The organism is Yoonia sp. JB2-21 (assembly GCF_055693545.1).
Window position 1 is genome coordinate 307,504 of record NZ_JBVFUC010000001.1, and the last position, 23,981, is coordinate 331,484.

22 protein-coding genes are annotated in these 23,981 nt (G+C 57.5%); 8 read left to right on the forward strand and 14 right to left on the reverse strand.

The features are described 5' to 3' along the window. The first annotated feature begins 9 nt into the window (after positions 1-9). From ACZ1G5_RS01530 to ACZ1G5_RS01540, 3 genes are read left to right on the forward strand one after another with little or no spacing between them, the layout of a single operon-like run. Positions 10-279, forward strand: coding sequence for an SH3-like domain-containing protein (locus ACZ1G5_RS01530; RefSeq protein WP_472734250.1), 270 nt, complete (start codon positions 10-12; stop codon positions 277-279). After that, complete coding sequence (gene nthA / locus ACZ1G5_RS01535; protein ID WP_472731177.1) at positions 269-913, forward strand: nitrile hydratase subunit alpha; 645 nt, start codon at positions 269-271, stop codon at positions 911-913. Before ACZ1G5_RS01530 ends, nthA begins: the two co-directional genes overlap by 11 nt. Beyond that, positions 910-1,797 carry a lysophospholipid acyltransferase family protein gene (locus tag ACZ1G5_RS01540; RefSeq protein ID WP_472731178.1) on the forward strand — a complete coding sequence of 296 codons (888 nt, stop codon included), beginning with the start codon at positions 910-912 and terminating at the stop codon, positions 1,795-1,797. The genes nthA and ACZ1G5_RS01540 overlap by 4 nt, the downstream gene beginning before the upstream one ends. Here the strand turns inward: ACZ1G5_RS01540 and ACZ1G5_RS01545 are convergent. Next, positions 1,794-2,486, reverse strand: a complete 693-nt coding sequence (locus tag ACZ1G5_RS01545; RefSeq protein WP_472731179.1) for a DUF1223 domain-containing protein — start codon at positions 2,484-2,486, stop codon at positions 1,794-1,796. The genes ACZ1G5_RS01540 and ACZ1G5_RS01545 overlap by 4 nt on opposite strands. 229 nt (positions 2,487-2,715) lie before the next feature. On the opposite strand from ACZ1G5_RS01545, the gene acnA reads away from it, so the two are divergent. After that, on the forward strand, positions 2,716-5,406 hold the full coding sequence (gene acnA / locus ACZ1G5_RS01550) for an aconitate hydratase AcnA (protein WP_472731180.1): 2,691 nt from the start codon (positions 2,716-2,718) through the stop codon (positions 5,404-5,406). Positions 5,407-5,791: 385 nt separating this feature from the next. On the opposite strand, the gene ACZ1G5_RS01555 is transcribed toward acnA, so the two are convergent. Genes ACZ1G5_RS01555 through yajC form a run of 9 tightly spaced genes read right to left on the reverse strand, consistent with a single transcriptional unit; the run spans position 5,792 to position 11,806 of the window. Then, a complete protein-coding gene (locus ACZ1G5_RS01555; RefSeq protein WP_472731181.1) occupies positions 5,792-6,307 on the reverse strand; it encodes a DsbE family thiol:disulfide interchange protein in 516 nt (171 codons plus the stop codon). Positions 6,308-6,320: 13 nt separating this feature from the next. After that, a complete protein-coding gene (ccmD, locus tag ACZ1G5_RS01560; RefSeq protein ID WP_472731182.1) occupies positions 6,321-6,464 on the reverse strand; it encodes a heme exporter protein CcmD in 144 nt (47 codons plus the stop codon). Beyond that, entirely contained in the window at positions 6,457-7,185 is a 729-nt protein-coding gene (locus ACZ1G5_RS01565; RefSeq protein ID WP_472731183.1) for a heme ABC transporter permease, read from the reverse strand. Before ACZ1G5_RS01565 ends, ccmD begins: the two co-directional genes overlap by 8 nt. A 42-nt stretch (positions 7,186-7,227) precedes the next feature. Then, a complete protein-coding gene (gene ccmB / locus ACZ1G5_RS01570) occupies positions 7,228-7,884 on the reverse strand; it encodes a heme exporter protein CcmB (protein ID WP_472731184.1) in 657 nt (218 codons plus the stop codon). After that, positions 7,881-8,495, reverse strand: a complete 615-nt coding sequence (ccmA, locus tag ACZ1G5_RS01575) for a heme ABC exporter ATP-binding protein CcmA (protein ID WP_472731185.1) — start codon at positions 8,493-8,495, stop codon at positions 7,881-7,883. Before ccmA ends, ccmB begins: the two co-directional genes overlap by 4 nt. Beyond that, positions 8,496-8,849, reverse strand: a complete 354-nt coding sequence (locus tag ACZ1G5_RS01580; RefSeq protein ID WP_472731186.1) for an Mth938-like domain-containing protein — start codon at positions 8,847-8,849, stop codon at positions 8,496-8,498. A 13-nt stretch (positions 8,850-8,862) separates the two neighbouring features. Next, the gene (secF, locus tag ACZ1G5_RS01585) at positions 8,863-9,831 is read right to left on the reverse strand and encodes a protein translocase subunit SecF (protein WP_472731187.1); all 969 of its coding nucleotides are present in this window, start codon (positions 9,829-9,831) and stop codon (positions 8,863-8,865) included. A gap of 1 nt (position 9,832) precedes the next feature. After that, entirely contained in the window at positions 9,833-11,500 is a 1,668-nt protein-coding gene (gene secD / locus ACZ1G5_RS01590; protein ID WP_472731188.1) for a protein translocase subunit SecD, read from the reverse strand. A 24-nt stretch (positions 11,501-11,524) separates the two neighbouring features. Beyond that, entirely contained in the window at positions 11,525-11,806 is a 282-nt protein-coding gene (yajC, locus tag ACZ1G5_RS01595) for a preprotein translocase subunit YajC (RefSeq protein WP_472731189.1), read from the reverse strand. Between the two features lie 259 nt (positions 11,807-12,065). Here yajC and serS point away from each other — a divergent pair, with 259 nt between their 5' ends. After that, the gene (serS, locus tag ACZ1G5_RS01600; protein WP_472731190.1) at positions 12,066-13,358 is read left to right on the forward strand and encodes a serine--tRNA ligase; all 1,293 of its coding nucleotides are present in this window, start codon (positions 12,066-12,068) and stop codon (positions 13,356-13,358) included. Here serS and ACZ1G5_RS01605 read toward each other — a convergent pair. Then, complete coding sequence (locus ACZ1G5_RS01605) at positions 13,333-14,469, reverse strand: DUF2235 domain-containing protein (RefSeq protein ID WP_472731191.1); 1,137 nt, start codon at positions 14,467-14,469, stop codon at positions 13,333-13,335. The genes serS and ACZ1G5_RS01605 overlap by 26 nt on opposite strands. 113 nt (positions 14,470-14,582) lie before the next feature. Here ACZ1G5_RS01605 and ACZ1G5_RS01610 point away from each other — a divergent pair, with 113 nt between their 5' ends. Further along, positions 14,583-15,302 (forward strand): hypothetical protein, encoded by a 720-nt coding sequence (locus tag ACZ1G5_RS01610; RefSeq protein WP_472731192.1) that lies wholly within the window; start codon positions 14,583-14,585, stop codon positions 15,300-15,302. Here ACZ1G5_RS01610 and der read toward each other — a convergent pair. Genes der through ACZ1G5_RS01625 form a run of 3 tightly spaced genes read right to left on the reverse strand, consistent with a single transcriptional unit; the run spans position 15,277 to position 18,758 of the window. Beyond that, entirely contained in the window at positions 15,277-16,734 is a 1,458-nt protein-coding gene (der, locus tag ACZ1G5_RS01615) for a ribosome biogenesis GTPase Der (protein ID WP_472731193.1), read from the reverse strand. The two genes, ACZ1G5_RS01610 and der, sit on opposite strands and share 26 nt — an antisense overlap. A gap of 48 nt (positions 16,735-16,782) precedes the next feature. After that, positions 16,783-18,081, reverse strand: a complete 1,299-nt coding sequence (locus ACZ1G5_RS01620) for a PQQ-like beta-propeller repeat protein (RefSeq protein WP_472731194.1) — start codon at positions 18,079-18,081, stop codon at positions 16,783-16,785. Positions 18,082-18,101: 20 nt separating this feature from the next. Next, a complete protein-coding gene (locus ACZ1G5_RS01625; protein ID WP_472731195.1) occupies positions 18,102-18,758 on the reverse strand; it encodes a hypothetical protein in 657 nt (218 codons plus the stop codon). 268 nt (positions 18,759-19,026) lie between these two features. On the opposite strand from ACZ1G5_RS01625, the gene ACZ1G5_RS01630 reads away from it, so the two are divergent. Then, entirely contained in the window at positions 19,027-20,265 is a 1,239-nt protein-coding gene (locus ACZ1G5_RS01630) for an efflux RND transporter periplasmic adaptor subunit (RefSeq protein ID WP_472731196.1), read from the forward strand. Next, positions 20,262-23,957, forward strand: coding sequence for an efflux RND transporter permease subunit (locus tag ACZ1G5_RS01635; RefSeq protein WP_472731197.1), 3,696 nt, complete (start codon positions 20,262-20,264; stop codon positions 23,955-23,957). The genes ACZ1G5_RS01630 and ACZ1G5_RS01635 overlap by 4 nt, the downstream gene beginning before the upstream one ends. Positions 23,958-23,981: the final 24 nt, after the last annotated feature.

Genomic DNA, 23,981 nt, shown 5'->3' on the forward strand with positions numbered 1-23,981 from the left:
CGCAGTTATATGCGCGTGCGCGCCGACATGCCGCCCGGGCATGTGCGCACTCCCGCTTACTTGCGCGGTAAAACAGGCTGGGTCGAACGCACGCTCGGCCCCTTCCCTAACCCCGAACAGCTTGCCTATGGAATAAAGGCACAACCGCTGCCATTGGTGCGGATGCGGTTCTCTATGGCCGAAGTTTGGGGTGACATGACAGCGAATCCAACGGACACGATAGACGCTGAAATCTACAGTCACTGGCTCGAACCCGCAGAGGCCCCGCATGCCCCATGATCACCACGACCATCTGTCGCCTTCTGGCCATCCCTATCGGCCAGATGACGATCATCCGCTGACCTATTGGCAGCAAATGGAAATCGCCGTCCGTGAACTCCTGATCGAAAAAGGCGTCACCTCTGCGCAGGAAATCAATGCCCAAATCGACGCGATGGATGCACGTTCCCCAGCGCACGGGGCTGCGGTTGTGGCGCGTGCATGGACTGACCCCGCATTTCGCGAGGCTTTGCTTGCCAACGCAAGCGCGGCGACACGGGGCATGGGATTTGATATTGGACCGATGCGTTTGATCGCGTTAGAGAACAGCGCAACCGAACATAACGTCGTGGTGTGTACGCTCTGTTCCTGTTACCCCCGAAATCTGCTGGGTTTGCCGCCGGATTGGTACAAATCTCGCGCCTATCGGTCACGTACGGTCAAGGAACCCCGCAAAGTTCTGGCGGAATTCGGTGTGACATTGCCAGAGGACACAACAGTACGCGTTCACGATAGCACGGCAGATATGCGGTACGTCGTAATCCCTGCCCGCCCGAAGGGTACGGATGGATGGACCGCCGACGCTCTTGCCAAGCTTGTGACACGCGACAGCATGATTGGCACAGGCCTTGCAAAATCCCCGGATGTTGCGTGACTACCGACGCTCCGCCGGCGGGATCGAAGGCCGATTGGCTCGCGGACCGCGCCTTGCGTGGCTTGATCAGCACGTTGATGCGTTTGCCTTACAAGACACGTGTGTCAATGATGGGCAGCGCTTTGCGCCGCGCCATCGGGCCCTTGGCGGGCTACCTGCAACGGGCCGACGATAATCTTGCACTGATCTATCCCGATATGGGTGTCATTGACCGCCGGACCCTAGCCCAGAGTTGTTGCGACAATTTCGGACGCACGATCATCGAAAACTACTCATGGCAAGAATTCGGGCAGCAGCTTCAGCACACCAACCCAACCGGCGACGGCTTGGAAGCGCTCAGCGAAGCCGCACAAACGAAACGGCCCGTTATCTTCGTCACCGCCCATTTCGGCAATCACGAAGCCCCGCGCCATGTGCTGACCAAGATGGGTCATTCCATCGGCGGGCTCTATCGACCGATGCAAAATGCCTATTTCAACGATCACTACGCCAAGACGATGACATCATGGGGCGGCCCGGTTTTTGCCCAGGGGCGCCGCGGAACCATGGGGTTTGTCCGGCATTTGCGCGATGGTGGCATGGGGACATTGCTTTATGACGTGTCAGCTCCCGGACCATCTTTGCCATTTTTGGGGCATCCTGCACGCACATCATTGTCGGCTGCCGAAATCGCCCTGAAGCTTGATGCAGTTGTTATCCCTTACTTCGGCATACGCCAGCCAGACGGCATAGCGTTTCAGATCGAGGTCGAGAGCCCAATCAGTCACGACACCACCGAAAATATGCTGTTGGAAATGAACGGGCGGCTCGAGGCGCAAATCGCCCGCAATCCCGCCCAATGGTTCTGGATCCACAAACGCTGGAAAAAAGGCGGAAAGGCCTAGCGCAATTCAGCCGCGCCAACGATCGGGCCAAAACCGGTCTGTTGGATCAAGACAACAAACGGCGCATCTCCGGCCGCAGCGGCATCAATCGTCAGTGGTGCGCGACCATCCCAACGGCTCACAACTTCAAACGATGTCACAACATGGGCATAGCTGAGCGTCCGGCCGGCATTTTCCCCACGGCGCACGTCCACTGTTTCTTGAGGTGAATAGCGTGCCACCTGCACCACATAGTCGCCACGCGTGCGCGTCTCTGCGTCTATTCTCACGCGATCACCATTGCGGGTCAGGCTGACTTGTACCGGGTTCACCTGCCGCTGATGCGCTTGCAAAGTATCCATCACCGACATTGCACGCGACCCCACGACATGGTCCTTACCATTAAAGACCATTTGTGGCGTATAAACGTTGCGCGCACGTGCAGCCTGTGCGTACCCGTGCTGTCGGTTCGTATACTCTGGGCGTGCAAACTCATCCTTCCAACCAAGGTAGTCCCAATAGTCGACATGCAGCGCCAGAGCGATGACGTCATCGCGCTTTGCCAAATCATGCAGGATCGCGTCCGCAGGCGGGCAAGAAGAGCACCCCTGCGAGGTATAAAGCTCGACCACCACCGGGCCATTTTGTGCGACAACCTGTGTCGTTTGCATGAAGCCAAGAAACGAAAGGACAGCAAGAAGATGGCGCATGGAGGATCCTGAAATTTGGGTTGCCCGTCCGGTGTAGTCAGCTTTGCTTGTAATGACCAATCAACGAATTGCGAGGGGGCGTTAGGAATGTTTCAACCTTCGCGCAGAAATTACATCAAATTGTGTGCAATGGTATACATAAAACGTCGCACCCCCTTGATTGCCTTTGCGGCATGGGGCAATAGGGCGGCAAGAACCTTGCTCAGCCGTAGCCACGAAAGGGATAGCCATGACAATCACAGTCGGCAAAGACACAGCCAATACCCGAAAAACCCTCACAGCCGGTGACCAGTCCGTCGCATACTATTCAATCCCGGCGGCAGAGGCTGCGGGTTTGGGTGATTTCTCGAAACTCCCTGCTGCGCTGAAGGTGGTTCTTGAAAACCTGCTGCGCTTTGAAGATGGCGGGTTTTCCGTTTCCGTGGATGACATCAAAGCCTTTTCCGCTTGGGCCGACAATGGCGGCAAAAACCCGCGCGAGATCGCCTACCGCCCTGCCCGCGTGTTGATGCAGGATTTCACCGGCGTCCCTGCCGTGGTTGACCTTGCCGCGATGCGCGACGGTATTGTTGCCCTTGGTGGTGACGCCCAGCAGATCAACCCGCTGAACCCTGTTGATCTGGTCATCGACCACTCGGTCATGATTGACGAATTCGGCAACCCCCGCGCGTTCCAGATGAACGTGGACCGCGAATATGAGCGGAACATGGAACGCTACCAGTTCCTGAAATGGGGCCAAGGTGCCTTCAATAACTTCCGTGTGGTGCCCCCCGGCACAGGCATTTGTCACCAGGTGAACCTTGAGTATCTGGCCCAAACCGTCTGGACCGACAAAGACCAGAACGGCGAAGAGGTAGCCTACCCTGACACGCTGGTCGGCACCGACAGCCACACGACGATGGTCAATGCCTTGGCCGTGCTGGGCTGGGGTGTTGGCGGGATTGAGGCGGAAGCTGCGATGCTGGGCCAGCCTGTGTCCATGCTGATCCCCGAAGTCGTCGGGTTCGAGCTGACAGGCCAAATGATGGAAGGCACGACAGGCACCGACCTTGTGCTGAAAGTCGTGGAAATGCTGCGTGAGCTGGGCGTTGTTGGCAAATTCGTTGAATTCTACGGCGCAGGCCTTGATGTGCTGCCCCTCGCCGACCGTGCGACGATCGCCAACATGGCGCCAGAGTATGGCGCAACTTGTGGCTTCTTCCCAATCGACGGTGAAACCCTGCGCTACCTGCGCAACACCGGCCGCGACGAAGACCGGATTGCACTGGTCGAAGCCTACGCCAAGGAAAACGGTTTCTGGCGCGACGCTGACTATGCACCTGTCTACACAGACACCCTGCACCTCGACATGGGCACAATCGTTCCTGCGATTTCCGGCCCCAAGCGCCCGCAGGATTATGTGGCACTGACCGACGCAAAAACTGCGTTCACGCGCGAGATGGAAGAAACCTTCAAGCGTCCGATGAACAAAGAAGTCGCGGTTGCTGGCGAAGACTACACATTGTCATCCGGCAAGGTGGTGATTGCTTCGATCACATCGTGCACCAACACATCCAACCCTTACGTGATGATCGGCGCGGGCCTTGTGGCGCGTAAAGCGGCAGCATTAGGTCTGGACCGCAAACCTTGGGTGAAAACATCGCTCGCCCCCGGTTCTCAGGTCGTGTCCGAGTATCTGGAGGCCGCAGGCCTGCAAGAGGACCTCGACAAAATCGGCTTCAACTTGGTCGGCTACGGTTGCACAACATGCATCGGTAACTCCGGCCCGATCCAGAAAGAACTGTCCGATGCAATTGCCGAAGGCGATCTGGTGGCAACATCCGTTCTGTCCGGGAACCGGAACTTTGAGGGTCGTATTTCGCCTGACGTGCGCGCCAACTACCTTGCCTCGCCCCCACTCGTCGTGGCCTATGCGCTGGCGGGCACGATGGACATCGATCTGTCCAGTGAACCACTGGGCCAGGACAAAGACGGCAATGATGTCTTCCTGAAAGACATCTGGCCAACCTCCGCCGAAATCAACGCATTGGTCGAAAAAACCGTGACCCGCGAAGCCTTCATCAGCAAATACGCCGACGTCTTCAAAGGCGACGAGAAGTGGCAAGCGGTTGAGACAACAGATAGCGAGACCTACGACTGGCCCGCCACATCCACCTACGTCCAGAACCCACCTTACTTCAAAGGCATGTCCAAGGACGCGGGCGAGATCAAGAACGTGGTCGACGCCAAGGTCCTTGCTGTGCTGGGCGACATGGTCACCACTGACCACATCAGCCCGGCTGGTTCGTTCAAAGACACCACCCCCGCCGGTCAGTACCTGATCGAACGGCAAGTGCCCGTGCGCGAATTCAACTCTTACGGCTCACGTCGCGGCAACCACGAGGTCATGATGCGCGGCACATTCGCCAACATCCGCATCAAGAACGAAATGCTGGATGGGGTTGAGGGCGGCTACACCAAAGGGCCGGATGGCGCGCAAACCTCGATCTTTGATGCCGCGATGGCGCATCAGGCCGAAGGCACACCGTTGGTCGTCTTTGCGGGCGAGCAATACGGTGCAGGGTCATCACGCGACTGGGCCGCGAAAGGTACATCGCTTTTGGGCGTCAAAGCCGTCATCGCGGAAAGCTTTGAGCGTATCCACCGCTCCAACCTCGTTGGCATGGGCGTAGTACCGTTTGAGTTCACCGGCGGCGACAACCGCACATCGCTGGGTCTGACCGGCGAAGAAACCGTGACCATCGAAGGTCTGGATGCAGTGAAGCCGTTGCAGGAGATGACCGCCAAGATCACCATGGGCGATGGTTCGGTGAAAGAGATCACTATGAAATGCCGCATCGATACAGCCGTTGAGATTGAATACATCGAAAATGGCGGCGTGCTGCACTACGTGCTGCGGAACTTGGCGAAGGCGGCCTAAACCTCACCAAAAGCAAAACAAAAGCCCGGTCACTTTGACCGGGCTTTTTTGTTGACGTGTCGTCGTAGCCGAGACTACTCGTCGTAAAGCGCGGCGACCAAACCATCGACCCCTATCCCGACGGCAATCATCACTGCGGCAAACGCAAAGCCTGCTAAAATTGCTCCGTAGAACTTTTTGCGCGGCATCGTATCGATGTTTCGTGCGAAATCGTTGTCTGCACAAAACCCACCGCAACTATCGCAAAAGAAATGACCAAAGCGAGGTCCATGAACATGTTGGCACCAAGGACATACACCGTCGTTAGGTCGCGGCATTGAATCATATCGCAGAACCGTTTGCCAAATCTTCCTCAGCATCGCTCAACCTTTCGGGCTAGTGAGAGCTACTCCAACGCCTTCGCCAGTTCCGGCAGAAACCGCTGCTCATAATCCGACCCGACCAGCGGCCCCACAAACCTGTAAAGCACCGTCCCGTTCCCATCCACGATGAACGTCTCAGGCGGTGCCGTCACGCCCCAATCGATCGCCACCCTGCCCCGCAGATCGAACCCGGTGGCAAAAAACGGATCGTCGTAGTTCGTTAGATACTCTGAGGCCTGATCCTGCTGGTCGCGAAAATTGATGCCCGCAACGCGGTACCCCTGCGCCTCTAAATCAAGCAAATTCGGGTGCTCGGCCCGGCACGGCGGACACCAACTGGCCCAGAAGTTCACTAAGGTGATATCGCCTGCCCGCAGGTCCGCATCGGTCAGTTGCACGGTGCCTTGCACGGCTTCAACAGGGACCGCAGGCGCTTGGTTGCCAACAAAGGTTGACCGCAACTCATCAGGGTTATCCCGCATCATCCCCGCCAATGCGAGGCCCGCAAAGGCCGCAAAGATCGCGGGCGGCAGGATCATCAGGGGTGAGACTCTAGCCATTCTTTTCCACAGCCTCCAAAGCCGCACGCACGCGCGCATAGCGTCGCCAGCTCAGCCCCACGATCCCCGCCAACAGCGCGATGCTGACGGCATAGGCCGACAGAACTTCAACGGCGTATTGTCCCAAATCAGGCACGGCGCGCCCTCGCTTCCAGTGCACGGATACGGCGCGCGCGAATTTCAGTGCGGGTGCGCATCAGGACCAGCGCGATGAACAACAAAACAAACCCCGCGATGCAAACCAGCAGCGGGAACCAGAACACATCGGCCACGTTCTCTTCCTTATCCAGCGACAGCGACGCCCCTTGATGCAGCCCTTGGTTCCAGAACAGCACCGCATAGCGCGACAAGATCGCGAAGACGGAACCCACCATACACAGCACCGCCGTCAGATCAGCGGCTGTGTCAGGGTCCTCAATCGCTTCCCACAGGGCGATGTAGCCCAGATAGAACAAAAACAGGATCAGAAAGGACGTCAGACGCGGGTCCCATGCCCAATACGTCCCCCACATCGGCTGCCCCCAGATGCCGCCAGTAAAAAGCGCGATCAGCGTAAACACCACGCCCACCGGTGCCGCAGCTCTTGCGGCCAAAGCCGACACATGATGCCGCCGCACGACCCAGATCAGCGAGGCAACCAACATCATGATCCATGCGTTAATCGCCATCAGCGCTGATGGCACGTGAAGGTAGATGATCTTGACCGTTGATCCCTGGCGAAAGTCATCAGGCGTAAAGAAAAAGCCCCAGACAAGACCCACAACCAAACACACCCCAGCCAACCCAAAGGTCCAGGGCAGCACCGGTCTGGTCCAGCCCATAAAGCGTTTTGGATTGGCGTATTCCCACATCGACATGGCCGCTATCTATCCTTCATCCCAAACACCCTCAATCCCTGATCACCGCAGATTGATGCGTAAGACAGCCGCAGTGGCAAAGGGCAAAAGCGCGAATGATCCCGCAGTGATCCCTGCCATCAGCATCAGCGCACCGGTTGGGTCCAGCCCATCCGCACCGCGCCGCACAGCCTCTGCCCCGAAAATCAGGGTCGGCACGTAAAGCGGCAAGACCAGCAGCGACAAAAGCAACCCACCCCGGCGCAGGCCAACGGTCAGCGCGGCACCAAAGGTGCCGATCATCGACAGCGCTGGCGTGCCGATCAAAAGCGAGATCAGCAGGTAGGCGTAGGCCTCTGGCGCAAGGCTCAGCAAGAACCCCAACGCCGGTGCCGCCAGCGTCAGCGGCAGGCCGGTCGTGACCCAATGCGCCAGCGCCTTCATCATCGCCGCCCCCTCCATCGGCAGGGGCGACGTTGCCAGCAAGGCCAGCGAGCCATCCTCATAATCCAGCGCGAAGATCCGGTCGAGCGACAGGAGTGCCGCCAGCAAGGACGCCACCCAGAGGATTCCCGGTGCGATCCGCGACAGCAGTTCTGTCTGCGGTCCCACACCAAAAGGCACCAGCACGACGACAATCAGAAAAAAGGCAAGCCCCAGCCCAAAGCCGCCGCCCGCACGGACAGCCAAGCGCAGGTCCCGCAAGAGAAGCGCAATCACAAGAACGCCTCGTCCGACCCACCGCCTGCGTTATGGGCAGCTTTGAACGGGGTCAGGTCCAGTTCGGGCGCATCAAGCCCCAGATCAATATGCGTGGCGATCACGGCCACGCCACCTGCCGCCAGATGCGTGTTCTGCAACCAATCGGCAAAAAGTTTGACCGAGAACCCATCCAGCGACACGGTTGGTTCATCCAGAAACAAGACCTTACGCCCGATCACGCCAAGCCGGGCCAAACCAAGGCGACGCTTTTGCCCGGCAGAAAGTGTGCCGCCCAAACGGTCACTCAGATCGGCCAGATCAAAAGTGTCGAGGATGTCATCCGGCATCGGCGCACCATGCACATCCGCCCAGAACTTCAGGTTCTCGGTCACGGTCAGCGCGGTCTTGATCCCATCAGCGTGGCTGGCATAGGCGCCTTCATCCTCGGGAAAATCCACCGTACCGTCCACAGCAGGTTGCAAGCCCGCCAAAGTGCGTAACAGGGTCGTTTTGCCAATCCCATTGGGCCCCCGCAAAATCAGGGCCTGACCCGGGTCAACTGCAAAGCTGACATCCGCCAGCACCGGCATCCCGCCACGTGCGCAGGTCAGGTTTTGGACGGTCAGCATTCAGACAGGCAGCAGGGCCACTGCCACGCGCCGCCCTTCTGACAATAGCACATTGTAGGTGCGGCAAGCGGCAGGTGATGCCATGGTCTCAACCCCGATACCGGCCTCTTCCAAGGTCGCGCGAAAATCTTTGGGGGGATGCGCAATCTCGGCACCGGTGCCCACAAACAAAACGTCGATGTCGGCGACATGTTCCAACACCGCGGCGGTATCCTCAAACCCGCCCCAGCTGCTGACGCCAGAGGGCAGGACCAGCAACGCACCGTCATATTTCTTGCCACCAACCCGGAAAAACCCCGGACCATAGCCATCAATCGGCAGCGCGTCGTTATAGCTGATCTCGTTCAGGCGCATGGGTTCCCCCCGCTCAGGTGTCGATATGGCCGTATTTGGTACCCGCACTTGGGTCTTTCTTCGACCAGTCGCGCTTGACCCCCAGCACCAGCAGGATGGCCGAGGCCACAAAGATCGACGAATAGGTCCCGATCAAAACGCCCCACATCATCGCAAAGACAAAGCCGCGGATCACGTCACCGCCCAGAATGAACAATGCCAGCAAGGCAAGCATGGTGGTCACCGAAGTCATCAACGTGCGGCTGAGCGTTTCGTTGATCGAGATGTTCAAAACCTCTTTGAGGTCCTTTTTCTTATACTTGCGCAGGTTTTCCCGCACGCGGTCGAAGACAATCACCGTGTCGTTGATCGAATAACCCACGATGGTCAGCAAGGCGGCGATGATCGCCAGATCGAATTTAATCTGAAGTTCCGAGAAGATACCGATAGTCAGGATCACATCGTGCGACAACGCCAGTACTGCGCCGATCGCAAACTGCCACTCAAAGCGCAGCCAGATATAAAGCAGGATCGCGACAACCGCCAAAGCGACCGCGATAATCGCTGTCTGGATCAACTCTCCGGAAACCTTGGGGCCAACCGACTCCACCGAAGGGAAGGTCATTCCGGGGTCAATCGTTCGCAGGGCTGTTTGGATTGCCTCAATCGTGTCAGAGGCGATACGTTCATCACCCTCTTGGGCCTGCACACGCACCAACGCCACGAATTGATCATCGTCAAACTGCGGGTCGCTGACCGGCGCAATGGAAATATCGCCTAGATCCAGTGGATCAAGCGCTGCACGATACGCCGCAACATCGACTGGCTGAGAGCTATCAGTCCGAATGCTCGTACCGCCCTGAAAGTCGATACCAAAGTTCAGCCCCTGGATCATGAACGATGCAAAGGCAATGACCATGGCGATCATCGAAATCCCCAGCCAAATCCGTGCCCGGCTAAAGAAATCAATCGACGTATTTTCGCGAACCAGTCTTAAGCGCATATCAAACCTCGATTGTCTTGGGGCGGGTGCGCGAGAACCAGATCACGATCAGTGACCGGGTGACGAAGATCGCAGTGAAAACAGATGTGATGATGCCAAAGCCCAATGTCACGGCAAAGCCACTGACCGGGCCAGAGCCCATGGTAAACAGGATCACAGCCGTGATGAAGGTGGTGATATTGGCGTCAATGATCGACGACAGCGCCTTTTCATAGCCCAGCTCAATCGCCCTTGCAGGGCCTTTCGCGGTTTTCAACTCTTCACGTATCCGTTCAAAGACAATCACGTTGGCGTCCACCGCCATACCAATGGTCAGCACGATCCCCGCAATGCCCGGCAGCGTCAGCGTGGCACCCACGATGCTGAGTAAGCCAAAGATCAAGCCAACATTGATCACCAGCGCGATATTGGCAAAGACGCCGAACAAACCATAGCTGAGGATCATATAAACAAGGATGGCAATACCCGCGACGATACACGCGATTTGCCCTGCGGCGATACTATCAGCACCCAGTTCGGGGCCAATCGTGCGTTCCTCAAGGAAGGTCAGTTCGGCAGGTAGCGCGCCAGCGCGTAGCAGAACGGCCAAATTAGTGGCTTCCTCAACGGTGAAGTTCCCGGTGATAATCCCTGATCCACCCGGAATATGACTTTGGATTGTGGGGGCAGAGATCACCTCATCGTCCAGCACAATGGCAAAGGGACTGCCAATGTTTTCCAGCGTGTAGTCACCAAATTCCCGGGCTGCCGCGGTATTGAAACGGAAGGCAACGGCAGGCCGCCCGTTTTGATCAAAATCAAGCTGGGCGTTCTCTAGGTCTTCGCCTGTCACAACGGGGCGACGCTCAAGAATATAGAAAAGTCCCGGCTCATCCAGCGACGGCACGATCACATTGCCGGTCCCGGGCGTAGCATCCGGATTAGTGGTGCGGCCATTTGGAACCACCGGGTTAAACGTCAGTTGCGCGGTTGTCCCCAGCAGTTCGATGATTTCGTTTGCCGATCCAACCCCCGGCACCTGCACCAAGATACGCTCCGACCCTTGACGCTGGATTGTTGGTTCGCGTGTGCCGACCTCATCAATCCGGCGGCGAATAATTTCAAGCGTTTGCAGGATCGTGCGCTCGTTCATCGCGGCGATCTCAGCCTCGCTGAGCGTGATGGTCAGGATCGGACCGTTGATCCGCACGTCGATATTTGTCGCAGCGGCCCCAGTAAAAGACGCCACCGGCGATGCCAGCCCGCGTGCAATTTCGAACGCTCTTGTCGCGCCCTCTTCTTGGGAAATTCGCACGCGTAATTCCGTTGGCGGGCTATCTTCGCGGGTCACAAATCCGACCGTATCGCGTTCAGCCGCCAAAGCGTCACGCACCGATGGCCAAAACCCTTCGAGAAAAGAGGCATGCACATCTTCTACCTGCACTTCGACCAGCAGATGCGCCCCGCCTCGCAGGTCAAGGCCAAGGTTCACCAGACCTGAGGGAAGAAAGCTCGGCCATTGCGCAGCGTCAGCTTCCAGTTCTGTATTGGTCTGACCCGTCTCAATAATCGCCATTGCGTCATTGTGGGTCTCTACCCGGCCATAAAAGCCGTTGGGCATCGCAAAGGTCAGGCCGACGATGACCGTCAGCCAGATCATCAGCATCTTAGGGAACGAAATATTGATCATGAAGCATGCCTCGCCGGCCAAAAGTTATGATTTTGCCGGCTCGGTCTTGTTCATCACGGTCGCAATAGTCGATTTCACCACACGGACGTTCATGCCTTTGGCGACCTCGACTTCAACCTCATTGGCATCATCTTTTACCTTCACGATCTTACCGATCAGTCCACCCTGCGTGATGACCTGATCACCACGGCGGAGCCCCTCAAGCATCGCTGCATGTTCTTTCAGCTTTTTTTGCTGTGGGCGGATCAGCAAGAAGTACATGATCGCAAAGATCAGCAGCAGCATAATCAGGTCGGCAGGTCTCATATTCCATCCCTTTGTCGGTCGCGCGGCGTTATGCCTGAAAGTCGCGGCACATTATGACCGCCACCCCTGATTGGCAACCGCGATTGGCCTGATTTATATCGGCCTTTGGTGCCATATGGGGGTCAGCCGGAAAGAAAGCAATCGGGATCGTCGCATTTGCCTGCGCTGATCAGGCCGGAGCCCTCAAAAATCACAGTTCACATGGCCCCCGCAATCAGGCATATGACCGGCACCAAGCAATATATGAAGGACCGATGCTATGCATGATATCCGCACCATCCGTGACAACCCCGCCGCCTTTGATGCGGCTTTGTCTCGTCGTGGGATCGCACCAGCATCGTCCCAGATTTTGGCCATGGACGAAGCGCGGCGCGCAAAAATCCTTGCCGCCGAAACCGCCCAAGCCGAAGCAAACAAGGCCGCGAAAGAGGTTGGTGCGGCAAAAGGTCGTGGCGATGAGGCCGAGTTCGAACGTCTGCGCGCATTGGTCGCCGAAAAGAAATCGCAGATCGCCGCATTGAACGATGAGGCAAAGGCGGAAGATGCGGCCCTGACCGATCTGTTGATGGGCATTCCAAATCTGCCCGATGACACGATCCCCGATGGTGATGACGAAGAAGACAACGTCGAAATTCATCGCCACGGCAGCCCGCGTAACTTTGCCTTTGACCCGGTTGAGCATTTCGACATCCCCGCCATCCGTCCCGGCATGGATTTTGAAACCGCCGCGAAACTCTCAGGCAGCCGCTTTGTGCTGCTTTCTGGTGCTGTGGCGCGTCTGCATCGCGCGTTGGCTCAGTTCATGCTAGATGTACATGTCGAAGAACATGGGCTGACCGAAACCATCACCCCGGTTCTGGTGCGTGAAGAAATGATGTACGGCACCGGCCAACTGCCCAAATTTGGCGAGGATAGCTATCAGACGACAAATGGGTGGTGGCTGATCCCAACCGCTGAGGTCACGCTGACAAATATCGTGAACAGCGTCACAATTGAGGAAAGCTACCTACCCCGACGATACGTGGCCCACACACAGTGCTTCCGATCTGAGGCTGGTTCTGCCGGCCGAGATACATCCGGGATGCTGCGCCAGCACCAGTTCGAAAAGGTCGAAATGGTCAGCATCACAAGACCTGAACACAGCGCCGCAGAACACGACCGCATGACGGGTTGCGCGCAGGCGATCCTTGAAAAACTAGAGCTACCCTACCGAACGGTAGTGCTTTGCACGGGTGATCTGGGTGCTGGCATGCGCAAGACCCACGATATCGAAGTCTGGTTGCCCGGGCAGAACACGTTCCGCGAGATCAGCTCGGTTTCGGTGGCAGGCGACTATCAGGCCCGCCGCATGAACGCGCGCTATAAACCAGAGGGTGGCGGCAAACCACAGTTCGTTCACACGCTCAATGGATCAGGGCTTGCCGTTGGGCGCGCCTTGATCGCGGTGGTCGAAAACGGCCAGCAAGAGGACGGCTCAGTTGATCTGCCTCCAGCCTTGCATCCCTATCTGCGTGGCAAGACGCGGATCACGCCCGAAGGGCATCTGGCTTAACATCGACCGGCTCGGCCAGGTTCATGACTGCGGTGCGCACATGCATTGCCCCACCGGGGCTATAGTGCGCGCCCAGTGACCGCATGCGGACACCAACGCTCCAATGATAGGCATCCGGGCGCACCGGGCCGACGCGCCAGGCATTCAGCGGGCCGTTTTGGCGTGCAACATCCGTCGACCATGCTGACGGGTTGCCGGGCGCGTCAGGGATAATTGCGCTTGGATCCAATTCCAATCCAAGATCAACGGCCTTACCGACAATCCACTCCAACGGAAACGCCACAAGTTCACGCACCTCATTGCTCCCCCCAACGATGCCATGATTTCCCACAAACCAAAGCTGGTCATAGGGTTTGTCGGGCCCAGCATTGGGGCCATTCAGATCATCGAGATTTTCCCAAGGTGTCGGCGCATAAAGCTGGCGTTGCTCATCCAGCGCCAGCGCATGATAAGCATGCTTTACCATGGACGACAGACGCATGTCGTAGAACTGATAGCGACGGTTCCAAAGCCGGGCAATCGGACCCAAAAGCTTGGTCGGAAGGCCTTTCGCCCCAACGGTGTCCCAGATACCCATGAAATGGATATCGACGATCGCTCCCTTTTTGCCACGGGCTTTCCAGTCATCTTCCGAGGTTGCAATATCAGGCGACAGCGCCTTGCGCTGCGTCCAGAGCGGACCCTCGTCAAGATAATCACCCTTGCGCTTGTATAGACGCCAAGCCTTGTTGAGCGTCAACGCACTCTTGATACGGTTCTTTGGCACGATCCCGCATTTGCGGATCATCCCACCCAATGAACGCGCGGTGTAGGCCCCCCGCGAAAATCCAAAGATATAAATCTGGTCGCCGGGTTCGTAATGCAAACAAAGCTGCTGATAGGCCAGCCTGACATTGCGCCCTAACCCCCAGCCGAATGCGCCACCGCCAAACTTGTGAATGAACGCCTTCAGACGGTTGGCATATTTATTGACACCCACGCCTTCAAGGTAACGCACGATCTGCGTGTCCTCGTCACTAATCAGGGCGTCGCGCAGCCTGACCACGTTTGTCGGAGTCGTGATCGTTGGTGAATTCCACGTGCCATCGCACAGAATAACAATACGTTTCATAACAAAGCCTTTTCGTTGAATAGGCGCATGCTGACGCAAGGTCAGCTTACGAACAAGTCGGCTTTTCCCGACCTTTGCATGGAATTGGGCGTATCGAGGCTATGTTGAGCAACATGAAACAAACTCGCGCGATCCTCACCCTGATGTTTACGGCCACCTTTGTGGTCTCACCTGCCCTCACACCACCGTTCAGCGGCTTTCGGGCGGACCAATTGCCAATTCCACAGACTGATCCCCCGATCCAACCCGAAGGATATGCTTTCGCGATTTGGGGGCTGATCTATGCATGGCTTGTCGTGTCGGCAGTGTTTGGTCTTGTGAAACGGCCGACAAGTGCCGGATGGGACAAAGCCAGACGCCCCCTGATCGTCAGCCTTGCTGTCGGATCAACCTGGTTGGCCGTCGCGAACACAAGTGCAATCTGGGCAACAATTCTGATCTTTATCATGGCAGTGACCGCAATTGCGGCCCTCTTACGCGCGCCTGTAAGTGACACTTGGTTGTTCAAGGTCCCGGTCAGCATCTACGCGGGTTGGCTGACCGCTGCATCCTTCGTCTCACTTGGCAGTACGGCTGCCGGCTATGGCGTTGTCACAAATGACATAGGTTGGGCCTATATTGGCATTGTTGGTGCGTTAGGCGTGACGCTCCCGGTCCTGCTGCGTTCAATCGCTCCGGCCTATGGATTGACCGTTGTTTGGGCGCTATCCGGCATCATCGTCGCAAACGGGCTGACCAACTGGACCGTTTCTGCGTGTGCAGCTGCGGGCGTAGCTATCATTCTCGTCCTGATCGCCGCAACACGCCTCAGCGGTCGCCAGATCCCTTCTTAAGATGCTTGGACAGACGGGAGGGCTGTGATGACTTCTTGTCTTTGTAGGGGTTCTTGTCACCTTGATCGCGCAGGAACAGACGGATCGGCGTGCCCGGCATATCAAAGTCGACGCGTAAGCCGTTGACAAGATATCGCTTATAGCTTTCGGGCATCATGTCAGGATGCGATGTCATCACGACAAACGCAGGCGGTCGCGTTTTGACTTGGGTCATATAGCGCATCTTGATGCGCTTGCCGCCCGGTGCCGGGGGTGGGTGCTGTTCCAGCATACCGGTCAGCCAGCGGTTCAGGTTTGCCGTCGAAATGCGCCGGTTCCAAACCTCGTGCGCGCGCATAATTGCTTGCTGCAATCGGTCGAGCCCTTTGCCGGTTTTCGCCGAGACGGTGACCAACGGCGCGCCCCGTAGCTGTGGCAGGAGACGTTCAAAATCTTGCCGCAACTCTTTCAGTTTGCTTTGTTTTTCGCCTTCGACGTCCCATTTGTTCACCGCAACAACAACCGCGCGACCTTCGCGCTCTGCAAGATCGGCAATGCGCAGGTCTTGCTGTTCAAACGGAATTTCGACGTCGAGAAGGACAACGACCACCTCAGCGAACTTGACCGCCCGCAGACCATCAGACACTGACAGCTTCTCAAGCTTTTCCTGCACCTTGGCCTTTTTGCGCATGCCTGCGGTATCAAAGATGCGCATCGGCACCCCAGCCCAATCCTGCTGGACGGAAATCGCATCGCGGGTAATCCCGGCCTCGGGGCCGGTCAACAGACGCTCTTCGCCAATGATTTTGTTGATCAGCGTGGATTTTCCCGCATTCGGGCGGCCAACAACGGCAATCTGCAAGGGCTTTGCGCGCGTCGGAATGCGCGCGGCATCCTCATCATCATCACCAACATCAACATCCACCTCGGGCGCATCGGCGGCGGCCTGTTCGGCGCGTGCGTCTGCAATCGAGCGCAGTACATCCATCAATTCGCCCATGCCTTCGCCGTGCTCCGCTGACATGCGGATCGGCTCGCCCAGGCCCAGTGAATAAGCCTCAAGGATTGACGCATCGGCCGCCTTGCCTTCGCCCTTGTTGGCGGCAAGGATCACATTGGCGTTCTTCTTGCGCAGAATGTCGGCAAAAACTTCGTCGGCTGGCAGCACCCCTGCCCGCGCGTCAATCATGAACAGGCACACATCGGCCATCTCGACCGCGCGTTCGGTCAGGCGGCGCATACGGCCCTGTAAACTGTCATCTGTCGCTTCTTCCAGACCTGCACTGTCGATCACGGTAAAGCGCAAGTCCGCAATCCGTCCCTCGCCTTCGCGCAAATCACGCGTCACCCCCGGCTGGTCATCGACCAAGGCCAGTTTTTTGCCAACCAGACGGTTGAACAAAGTGGATTTGCCCACATTCGGACGCCCCACAATGGCAAGGGTAAAGCTCATCTTCTACGTACCTTTCGGGATTGACCTGTGCGACTCTGGTTCGCGCGATCAACGGAAAGCGTGCAATTGCCCTGTTTTGCTCAGAACGTAAAGGGTCTGATTGGCGACCACGGGCCCGGACGCCGCACCACCGGGCAGTTCAATCTGCCCCAAAAGTGCACCCGACGTCGGGTCAAACTGCCGGATCAACCCGTCAGAAGATGTCACAAGCAAACGACCACCAGCCAAAACCGGCCCGTAATGTGCAAAAATACTGTTTTGGCGGCGGGTGCGCGTCTCATCTTCAAATGTCGGCAGCGCGACACGCCAAACCGGGTTGCCGGTGCTGGCGTCCAAACGCACCAGCTCGCTCAGATCGTTGATCATAAAGACAGCATTGCCAGCGGGCCATACCGGACTGATCGCCCCTTCTGTCGCGGTCCAGGCCCGCGACCCGTCACCCAAATTGATGGCAACAGTGCGGCCACCGAAATTACCGATATAGACGCGATCGTCCACGATAACCGGATCACCTGCGATATCGTCGATGACGCCAGCGGCATTGCCAACACGCTCCCCAGAAACAACTGTGGTCCAGCGTGTTAGGCCACCACGGGGATAAGTCGTCAAAACCTCACCAGAGGGAAACGGAAACACTACAAATTCACCACTCGCAGCCGGCGATGCACCACCTGAAAAGTTCGCTGTGGAAGGTGCACCCGATCTTTGCCAGCGGATGCGGCCATTTGATGTCTCAAGCGCCCAAGCCGTGCTGTTGCGCGCCACGACATAGACCAGATCACCGCTCACGGTGGGGGCCGCATTCGCCGGCGCGTCTAGGTCCTGCACCCAGGAAACAGTGCCGGAACCGGCATCCAGTGCGGTGATTTCACCAAATCCGGTTGTCACATAGACTTGCCCGCCACCAACCGAGATCCCGCCACCAGACGCATCTGTCGCATTGTCACGGCGCGGGGTCAGATCACGTGACCATAATGTGGAACCATCAACTGTCGTTGCGGTAACGGTGGCGCGGGCATCAACTGTGTAGACAACACCGTTCACCACCACCGGATGCGATGTGATGCGCGCGCGGCGGCTGTCACCTTCGCCGATATCAGCAACGAACAGCGGGCTCAGGGTCGCACTCAAAGACGGATGGCTGATGCTATGACTTGGGTTGCCGTTTCGGTGGCTCCAAGCGGCATTCGCTTGCGTAACAGGGAGATCAACCGGCGCTGTTTGGTTTGTGAATGCCGTTTGCGCGCGAATGTCAAAACGCTCCCCCGGCAAGATCACGTCATCGTCGCCACATGCCGCTAATAGTATCAGGCTCAGGGCGGCAGCAATGCTTACTCTTACAGTCACGATCGGTTCCAATCTGCGCTTTACTCGGTCACAGGTTCAGGCAGGGGTTCACCCAGCGCCACCATGAGGGTCTGCACACGTTCACGCAACCCACGTGTCACGCCCGCGTCTTCCTCGATTTGGCGCATCACCGCGATTGCGCCGTCGGTATCGCCTTCGGCCAAAGTCATGTAAGCGATCTGCTCAAGCGCGAGCAACCGAAACGGCTGACCCGGCTGAGACAGCGCGTCGAGCGACGCTTTGCGTTCAGCCGCGTCACCAATCGGCAAAATTGCTGCCTTAAACGCGGCAATATCGCGGTACATCTCTGGCACGTCCGGGTCCAAGGCAACCATGTTCAATGTCGCCGCAGCGGCAGTCACATCACCGGCTTCTTCTTCCATTGCAGCACGCAAAAGCAAAGTCACAGCGGCAGCACTGCCTTCGGATTCAATTTGCGCCATCGCCGCGGCACGGGCTGCCGGTTCAGTCTCGTCCAACGCCGCCAACATCGCATCACCTGCTGCCTGAGCGGCATTCCGCGCCTGCGCTGCACGATACTCATTCCAAGCAGCCCCACCAACCAGCAAGACAACCAGCGCCACTGCAATCCAGCCATACCGCCGCAAGTAGCCATACAGCTTTTCCTTGCGCACTTCCTCGGTGACTTCATCGATAAAACTGTCGGAGTTGCTCACCTTGATCCCCAATTTTGGCAGATTTCGCGTCGTCTTTGCGCGTACATATCGTGAAGCTGACACAATGAACAAGAGGCCAGCGAAAAATGCACACCGCAATGCTGCTGGTCACACGCAATTGTGCGCTTGCCGCCAAGGCAACTTCCCTATAAACTAAACTGAATGGTTTAGTACGAAACTGGTGATCTGCATACCGTATTGTCGCGTATGAACTACAGATCAGGACAACAGCGCGGGCACCGTTGCCCGGGCTTGGGGGACGACATTAATGAAGATCATTCCGGTAATAACCGCAATCATAGTGCTTGCTGGGTTGTATATGGTGGTTTTTGAACGCGAGCGATTGCTTGGGTTTGCGCAGTCCTCGCCCACCGCGAAAGTGTCCGAACAGACCGAGAATACCACCGAGCAGGTTGAGCAAAGCCGCAGCGATTCTATTGTCGGTGTTGTCGCCATGCGGTCCATTGCACAAACTGTCGATAGCGCTGTCGTACTCCGTGGCCGCACCGAAGCGGCGCGGCAAGTCACCGTTGCGTCCGAAACGTCAGGTCTGGTGATCTCTGAGCCGCGGCGCAAAGGTGCATTCATCAACGAAGGCGAAATGCTGTGCCGCCTTGATCCAGGCACGCGCGAGGCATCACTGGCCGAAGCACGCGCGCGGCTAGCAGAAGCCGAAGGGCGCGTCCCAGAGGCGCAAGCTGGCGTTCTTGAAGCCAGCGCACGTGTGCGTGAGGCTGAAATTAACCTCAATGCCGCCAGTCAGTTGTCGGAAGGCGGCTTTGCCTCTGAGACCCGTTTGGTCAGTGCAGAAGCGGCAATGGAAGCGGCAACCGCGGGTGTCCAACGCGCCAACTCGGCTGTTGTTTCGGCGCGCGCCGGGATCGAGGCCGCCCAAGCCGCCGTTGCGACGGCAGAGCGCGAAATAGAGAAGTTGGCCATCATGGCGCCATTCTCTGGGCTCTTGGAAACCGACACGGCTGAATTGGGGTCGCTGATGCAGCCCGGCTCACCCTGTGCCACTATCATTCAGCTGAATGAAATCAAACTCGTAGGCTTTGTACCGGAGGCGGATGTCTCCAAGGTTAGCGTCGGCGCTGTGGCCGGTACGCGGCTGACAAGCGGCGAACAGGTGCAGGGGCGGGTCACGTTCCTGTCGCGCAGTGCAGATGAACTCACCCGCACGTTCCGCGTCGAAGTGACGATTGCAAACGATGATCTCGCGATCAGCGATGGGCAGACGGCCGAAATACTTGTCGCCTCGGACGGTCGGACAGCACACCTTATCGCGCAATCCTCTCTGACGCTGGATGATGATGGTGTCTTGGGCGTCCGCACCGTTGGTGAAGGCAATATCGCCACATTCATGCCAGTGACCTTGCTGCGTGATACCGCCGAAGGCGTCTGGGTGACCGATCTACCGGAAACCGTCGATATCATCACCATTGGTCAAGAATTTGTGGTGGATGGTGTTGAGGTCGCGCCGACATTCACGGAGGCCAAAGGATGACTGGACTGGTTGACTGGGCCGCCTCGCGCGCCCGCATGGTGCTTGCCTTCATTGGCCTCTCGCTTTTGGCGGGGGGGATGGCCTATGTTGGCCTGCCCAAAGAAGGCGAACCGGATATTGAAATCCCTGCAATCTTTGTTTCCGTGCCTTTTCCCGGAATTTCAGCCGAGGACAGCGAAACACTTCTCGTAAAACCGATGGAGTCGGAGTTATCTGATCTGGATGGGCTCAAGACCATGTCAGCGACCGCTGCCGAAGGTTACGCCGGTGTTGCGCTCGAATTTGAGTTCGGGTGGGACAAAACCAAGATCCTCGCTGACATCCGCTCTGCTATGAATAACGCCGAAGCGCAATTCCCCAGCGGCGCAGACCAATATTCCATCAATGAAATCAACTTTTCGGAATTCCCGATCGTTATCGTCAACCTGACTGGCCAAGTGCCAGAACGGACGTTGCTGCGCGTGGCGAAAGATCTGCAAGACCGGATCGAGGGTCTCGATGCAGTACTTGAGGCTGGCCTTGCCGGACAACGCGATGAAATGTTGGAAGTCGTCATCGACCCCCTGCGCTTAGAGGCCTACAACGTCACCGCTGGCGAACTGATCGGCGTGGTGACCAACAATAACTTGCTGATCGCCGCAGGTGAAGTTGAAACCGCGCAGGGTGCATTTGCGGTCAAGATCCCCTCATCTTTTGACGACCCCCAAGACGTCTACAACCTGCCCGTCAAAACCAACGGTGACCGTGTCATCACGCTTGGCGATTTGGCAACCATTCGCCTGACGTTCGAAGACCGTCTTGGCACCGCACGGTTCAATGGTGTGAACACGGTGGCGCTGCAGGTGGTGAAACGCAAAGGGTTCAATCTGATCGACACCGCCGCTTTGGTCAAAGAAGTGGTCGAGGATGAACGCGCAAGTTGGTCGCCAGAACTGCAAGCCGCCATTCAGGTCGGGACCTCGAACGACCAATCGCGCAACGTGGCCTCGATGGTCAGCCAGCTGGAAGGCTCCGTTCTGACCGCGATCGCATTGGTGATGATCGTCGTTCTGGCTGCCCTTGGGACGCGCCCGGCGCTGCTGGTCGGCTTTGCGATCCCAACGTCATTCTTATTGTGTTTCGCTTTACTTGCCGTGATGGAAATCACGATTTCAAACATCGTGATGTTTGGCCTCATTCTTGCGGTTGGCATGCTGGTGGACGGGGCCATCGTGGTTGTCGAATACGCCGACAAACGCATCAAAGAGGGCACAGGTCCGATGCACGCCTATGTTGAGGCAGCCAAACGGATGTTCTGGCCGATCATCTCATCCACGGCGACAACGCTTTGCGCCTTCCTGCCTATGCTGTTCTGGCCCGGAGTGCCGGGGCAATTCATGGGCATGCTGCCCGTGACGCTAATCTTCGTTTTGTCAGCATCCCTCGTTGTGGCACTTGTCTATCTGCCCGTCATGGGCGGTGTGACCGGACGGATGAGCCGCGTTTTTGGCAATACATCAGACTGGCTGCGCGCGCGCCTGCCGTGGTTTGTGCGCGCCCTGCTCGTCTTCCCCGCAATCATGGTCGTCTTCACTGGTGCAATGCTCACGTTGAACCCGGGTTATTTGTCCGGCGAAGCGGTGCAGACGGATGGGCTCAGCGCATCCCTGCCGGGTATGATGCTGTTCTTGGTTGGGGCATTCTTGCTGTCCATCACGATAGGCGCTGCAAAGATCGAACGCGAGGCCAAGACAATCAAAGCGGGCTATCGCCGTTCCCCATTTGGGCATTTCATGAACTTCATCGCAGGCAACCCGATCATGCCACTTGTGACAGTGGCAGCGGTTGTTTTCACCGTCATGTCGATCTTTGGCTACTACGGCGCAAACAACAACGGGGTGGAATTTTTCGTTGAATCCGAACCTGAACAGGCCATCGTCTATGTGCGGGCGCGCGGCAACCTGTCGTTGGCCGAAAAAGACGATCTGGTGCGGCAGGCGGAAGATATCGTACTCGCGCACCCTGGTATCATCACCGCCTTTTCTTTCGCGGGTGACGGCGGTTTGAACACAGATTCCAGCGGAGCCAGCACACCCGTCGACACCATTGGGCAAGTGCAATTGGAAACGATCCCGTGGGAAGACCGCGCCGGTATCGCAGAACTGGATGGCGATGTCGTCTTGGCCGAACTCCAGGCCGAACTCGATAAGATCCCGGGGATCGAGACAGAAATCTTGGCTCAATCCCGCGGGCCTGCATCCGGCAAACCAGTGCATCTGCGGCTCAAGAGCGATGATTTCCAAGAGTTGCGCGCCGCGACGACGCTGGCACGCGCGCAGTTTGAACAGACCACCGGTCTGACCACAATCGAAGACACGCTGCCCCTGCCCGGCATTGACTGGCAGATCGACGTGGATGTCGAAAAAGCCGGACGCTACGGCGCAGATGTGGCAACGGTCGGTGCGATGGTCCAATTGGTCACACGCGGCATCTACCTCGACAGCTTTACACCGGCCAATAGCGATGACGAAATCGACATTCGGGTGCGCTTGCCTGAAGAGGACCGCGTGCTTTCAACGCTTGATAGCCTGCGGGTGCGTACATCATCAGGGCTCATCCCGCTGTCCAGCTTTATCACCCGCACCCCCGTGGCCAAGCTCGCCCAGATCGACCGGATCGAACAGAAACGCTATTTCGATGTGAAAGCAGGGGTCGAGGCCGGATTAACAAACCTCACTTTGGACGGTGACGCCATAGCAGTTGTGCGCCTAGTCAACGAGGACGCGACTGGCATGGATCGCTACGACATTGTGACGTTGCTTGGGGACACCACATCGGCAAGCCTCGCCGAGGCCGTAAATGACAGTCAGACGATCGAAGCCCCGCTCAATGCAAACGAACGGATTGCCGTGCTCACCGAATGGCTGGACACCAACCCCCTGCCCGCATCAATTGAATGGGAATGGACGGGCGACCAAGAAGAACAAGCCGAATCCGGGGCTTTCCTGCAAGTGGCCTTCATGGGTGCTTTGGGTCTGATGTTCATCATCCTGCTCGCGCAGTTCAACAGCATCTACAACTCACTGCTAGTGCTGATGGCCGTCGTCATGTCCACGGCCGGTTCGCTGGTGGGAATGTTGGTGATGGACCAACCCTTCTCGATCATTATGACCGGTACGGGGATCGTGGCTTTGGCTGGAATCGTGGTGAACAACAACATCATCCTGATCGACACCTATCAGGAATACAGCAAATACATGCCAAGGGCCGAAGCGATCACGCGCACAGCCGAAGCGCGTATTCGTCCCGTGCTGCTGACCACCATCACCACGATGGCGGGTCTGGCGCCCATGATGTTCGGCCTCAGTCTTGACTTCATGAACGGCGGTTATTCCATCGACAGCCCGACAGCACTCTGGTGGAAACAACTGGCCACCGCAGTGGTCTTCGGCCTTGGGATCGCGACGATGCTGACGCTGGTGTTCACCCCGTCGATGTTGGCGGTCCGCGTGTGGTTCGTGACCTACGTGCAATGGTTCGCGCAACTGCTGGCGAAACTCTCCATGGGTCGCAGCAGCAAGGCGGCCCGCGATTGGGCGCTGGCACGCCAAGCCAAGCGGATCAAAGCGCCAGAGTTTATCTGGGAGGATGAGACACCATCAGACCTGCTTCCAACGCTGGAGCTGACCAAGCCGATGCAAGCCGCCGAATAACAAAAAGGCCCGCAGCAATGCGGG

Bases quoted from the DNA above. Each gene is read 5' to 3' on its own strand.
- ACZ1G5_RS01530 (WP_472734250.1), top strand. From the start codon at position 10: ATGCGCGTGCGCGCCGACATGCCGCCCGGGCATGTGCGCACTCCCGCT.
- nthA (WP_472731177.1), top strand. From the start codon at position 269: ATGCCCCATGATCACCACGACCATCTGTCGCCTTCTGGCCATCCCTAT.
- ACZ1G5_RS01545 (WP_472731179.1), bottom strand. From the start codon at position 2,486: ATGCGCCATCTTCTTGCTGTCCTTTCGTTTCTTGGCTTCATGCAAACG.
- acnA (WP_472731180.1), top strand. From the start codon at position 2,716: ATGACAATCACAGTCGGCAAAGACACAGCCAATACCCGAAAAACCCTC.
- ACZ1G5_RS01555 (WP_472731181.1), bottom strand. From the start codon at position 6,307: ATGATCCTGCCGCCCGCGATCTTTGCGGCCTTTGCGGGCCTCGCATTG.
- ACZ1G5_RS01565 (WP_472731183.1), bottom strand. From the start codon at position 7,185: ATGTCGATGTGGGAATACGCCAATCCAAAACGCTTTATGGGCTGGACC.
- ccmA (WP_472731185.1), bottom strand. From the start codon at position 8,495: ATGCTGACCGTCCAAAACCTGACCTGCGCACGTGGCGGGATGCCGGTG.
- ACZ1G5_RS01580 (WP_472731186.1), bottom strand. From the start codon at position 8,849: ATGCGCCTGAACGAGATCAGCTATAACGACGCGCTGCCGATTGATGGC.
- secF (WP_472731187.1), bottom strand. From the start codon at position 9,831: ATGCGCTTAAGACTGGTTCGCGAAAATACGTCGATTGATTTCTTTAGC.
- secD (WP_472731188.1), bottom strand. From the start codon at position 11,500: ATGATCAATATTTCGTTCCCTAAGATGCTGATGATCTGGCTGACGGTC.
- yajC (WP_472731189.1), bottom strand. From the start codon at position 11,806: ATGAGACCTGCCGACCTGATTATGCTGCTGCTGATCTTTGCGATCATG.
- serS (WP_472731190.1), top strand. From the start codon at position 12,066: ATGCATGATATCCGCACCATCCGTGACAACCCCGCCGCCTTTGATGCG.
- ACZ1G5_RS01605 (WP_472731191.1), bottom strand. From the start codon at position 14,469: ATGAAACGTATTGTTATTCTGTGCGATGGCACGTGGAATTCACCAACG.
- ACZ1G5_RS01610 (WP_472731192.1), top strand. From the start codon at position 14,583: ATGAAACAAACTCGCGCGATCCTCACCCTGATGTTTACGGCCACCTTT.
- der (WP_472731193.1), bottom strand. From the start codon at position 16,734: ATGAGCTTTACCCTTGCCATTGTGGGGCGTCCGAATGTGGGCAAATCC.
- ACZ1G5_RS01630 (WP_472731196.1), top strand. From the start codon at position 19,027: ATGAAGATCATTCCGGTAATAACCGCAATCATAGTGCTTGCTGGGTTG.
- ACZ1G5_RS01635 (WP_472731197.1), top strand. From the start codon at position 20,262: ATGACTGGACTGGTTGACTGGGCCGCCTCGCGCGCCCGCATGGTGCTT.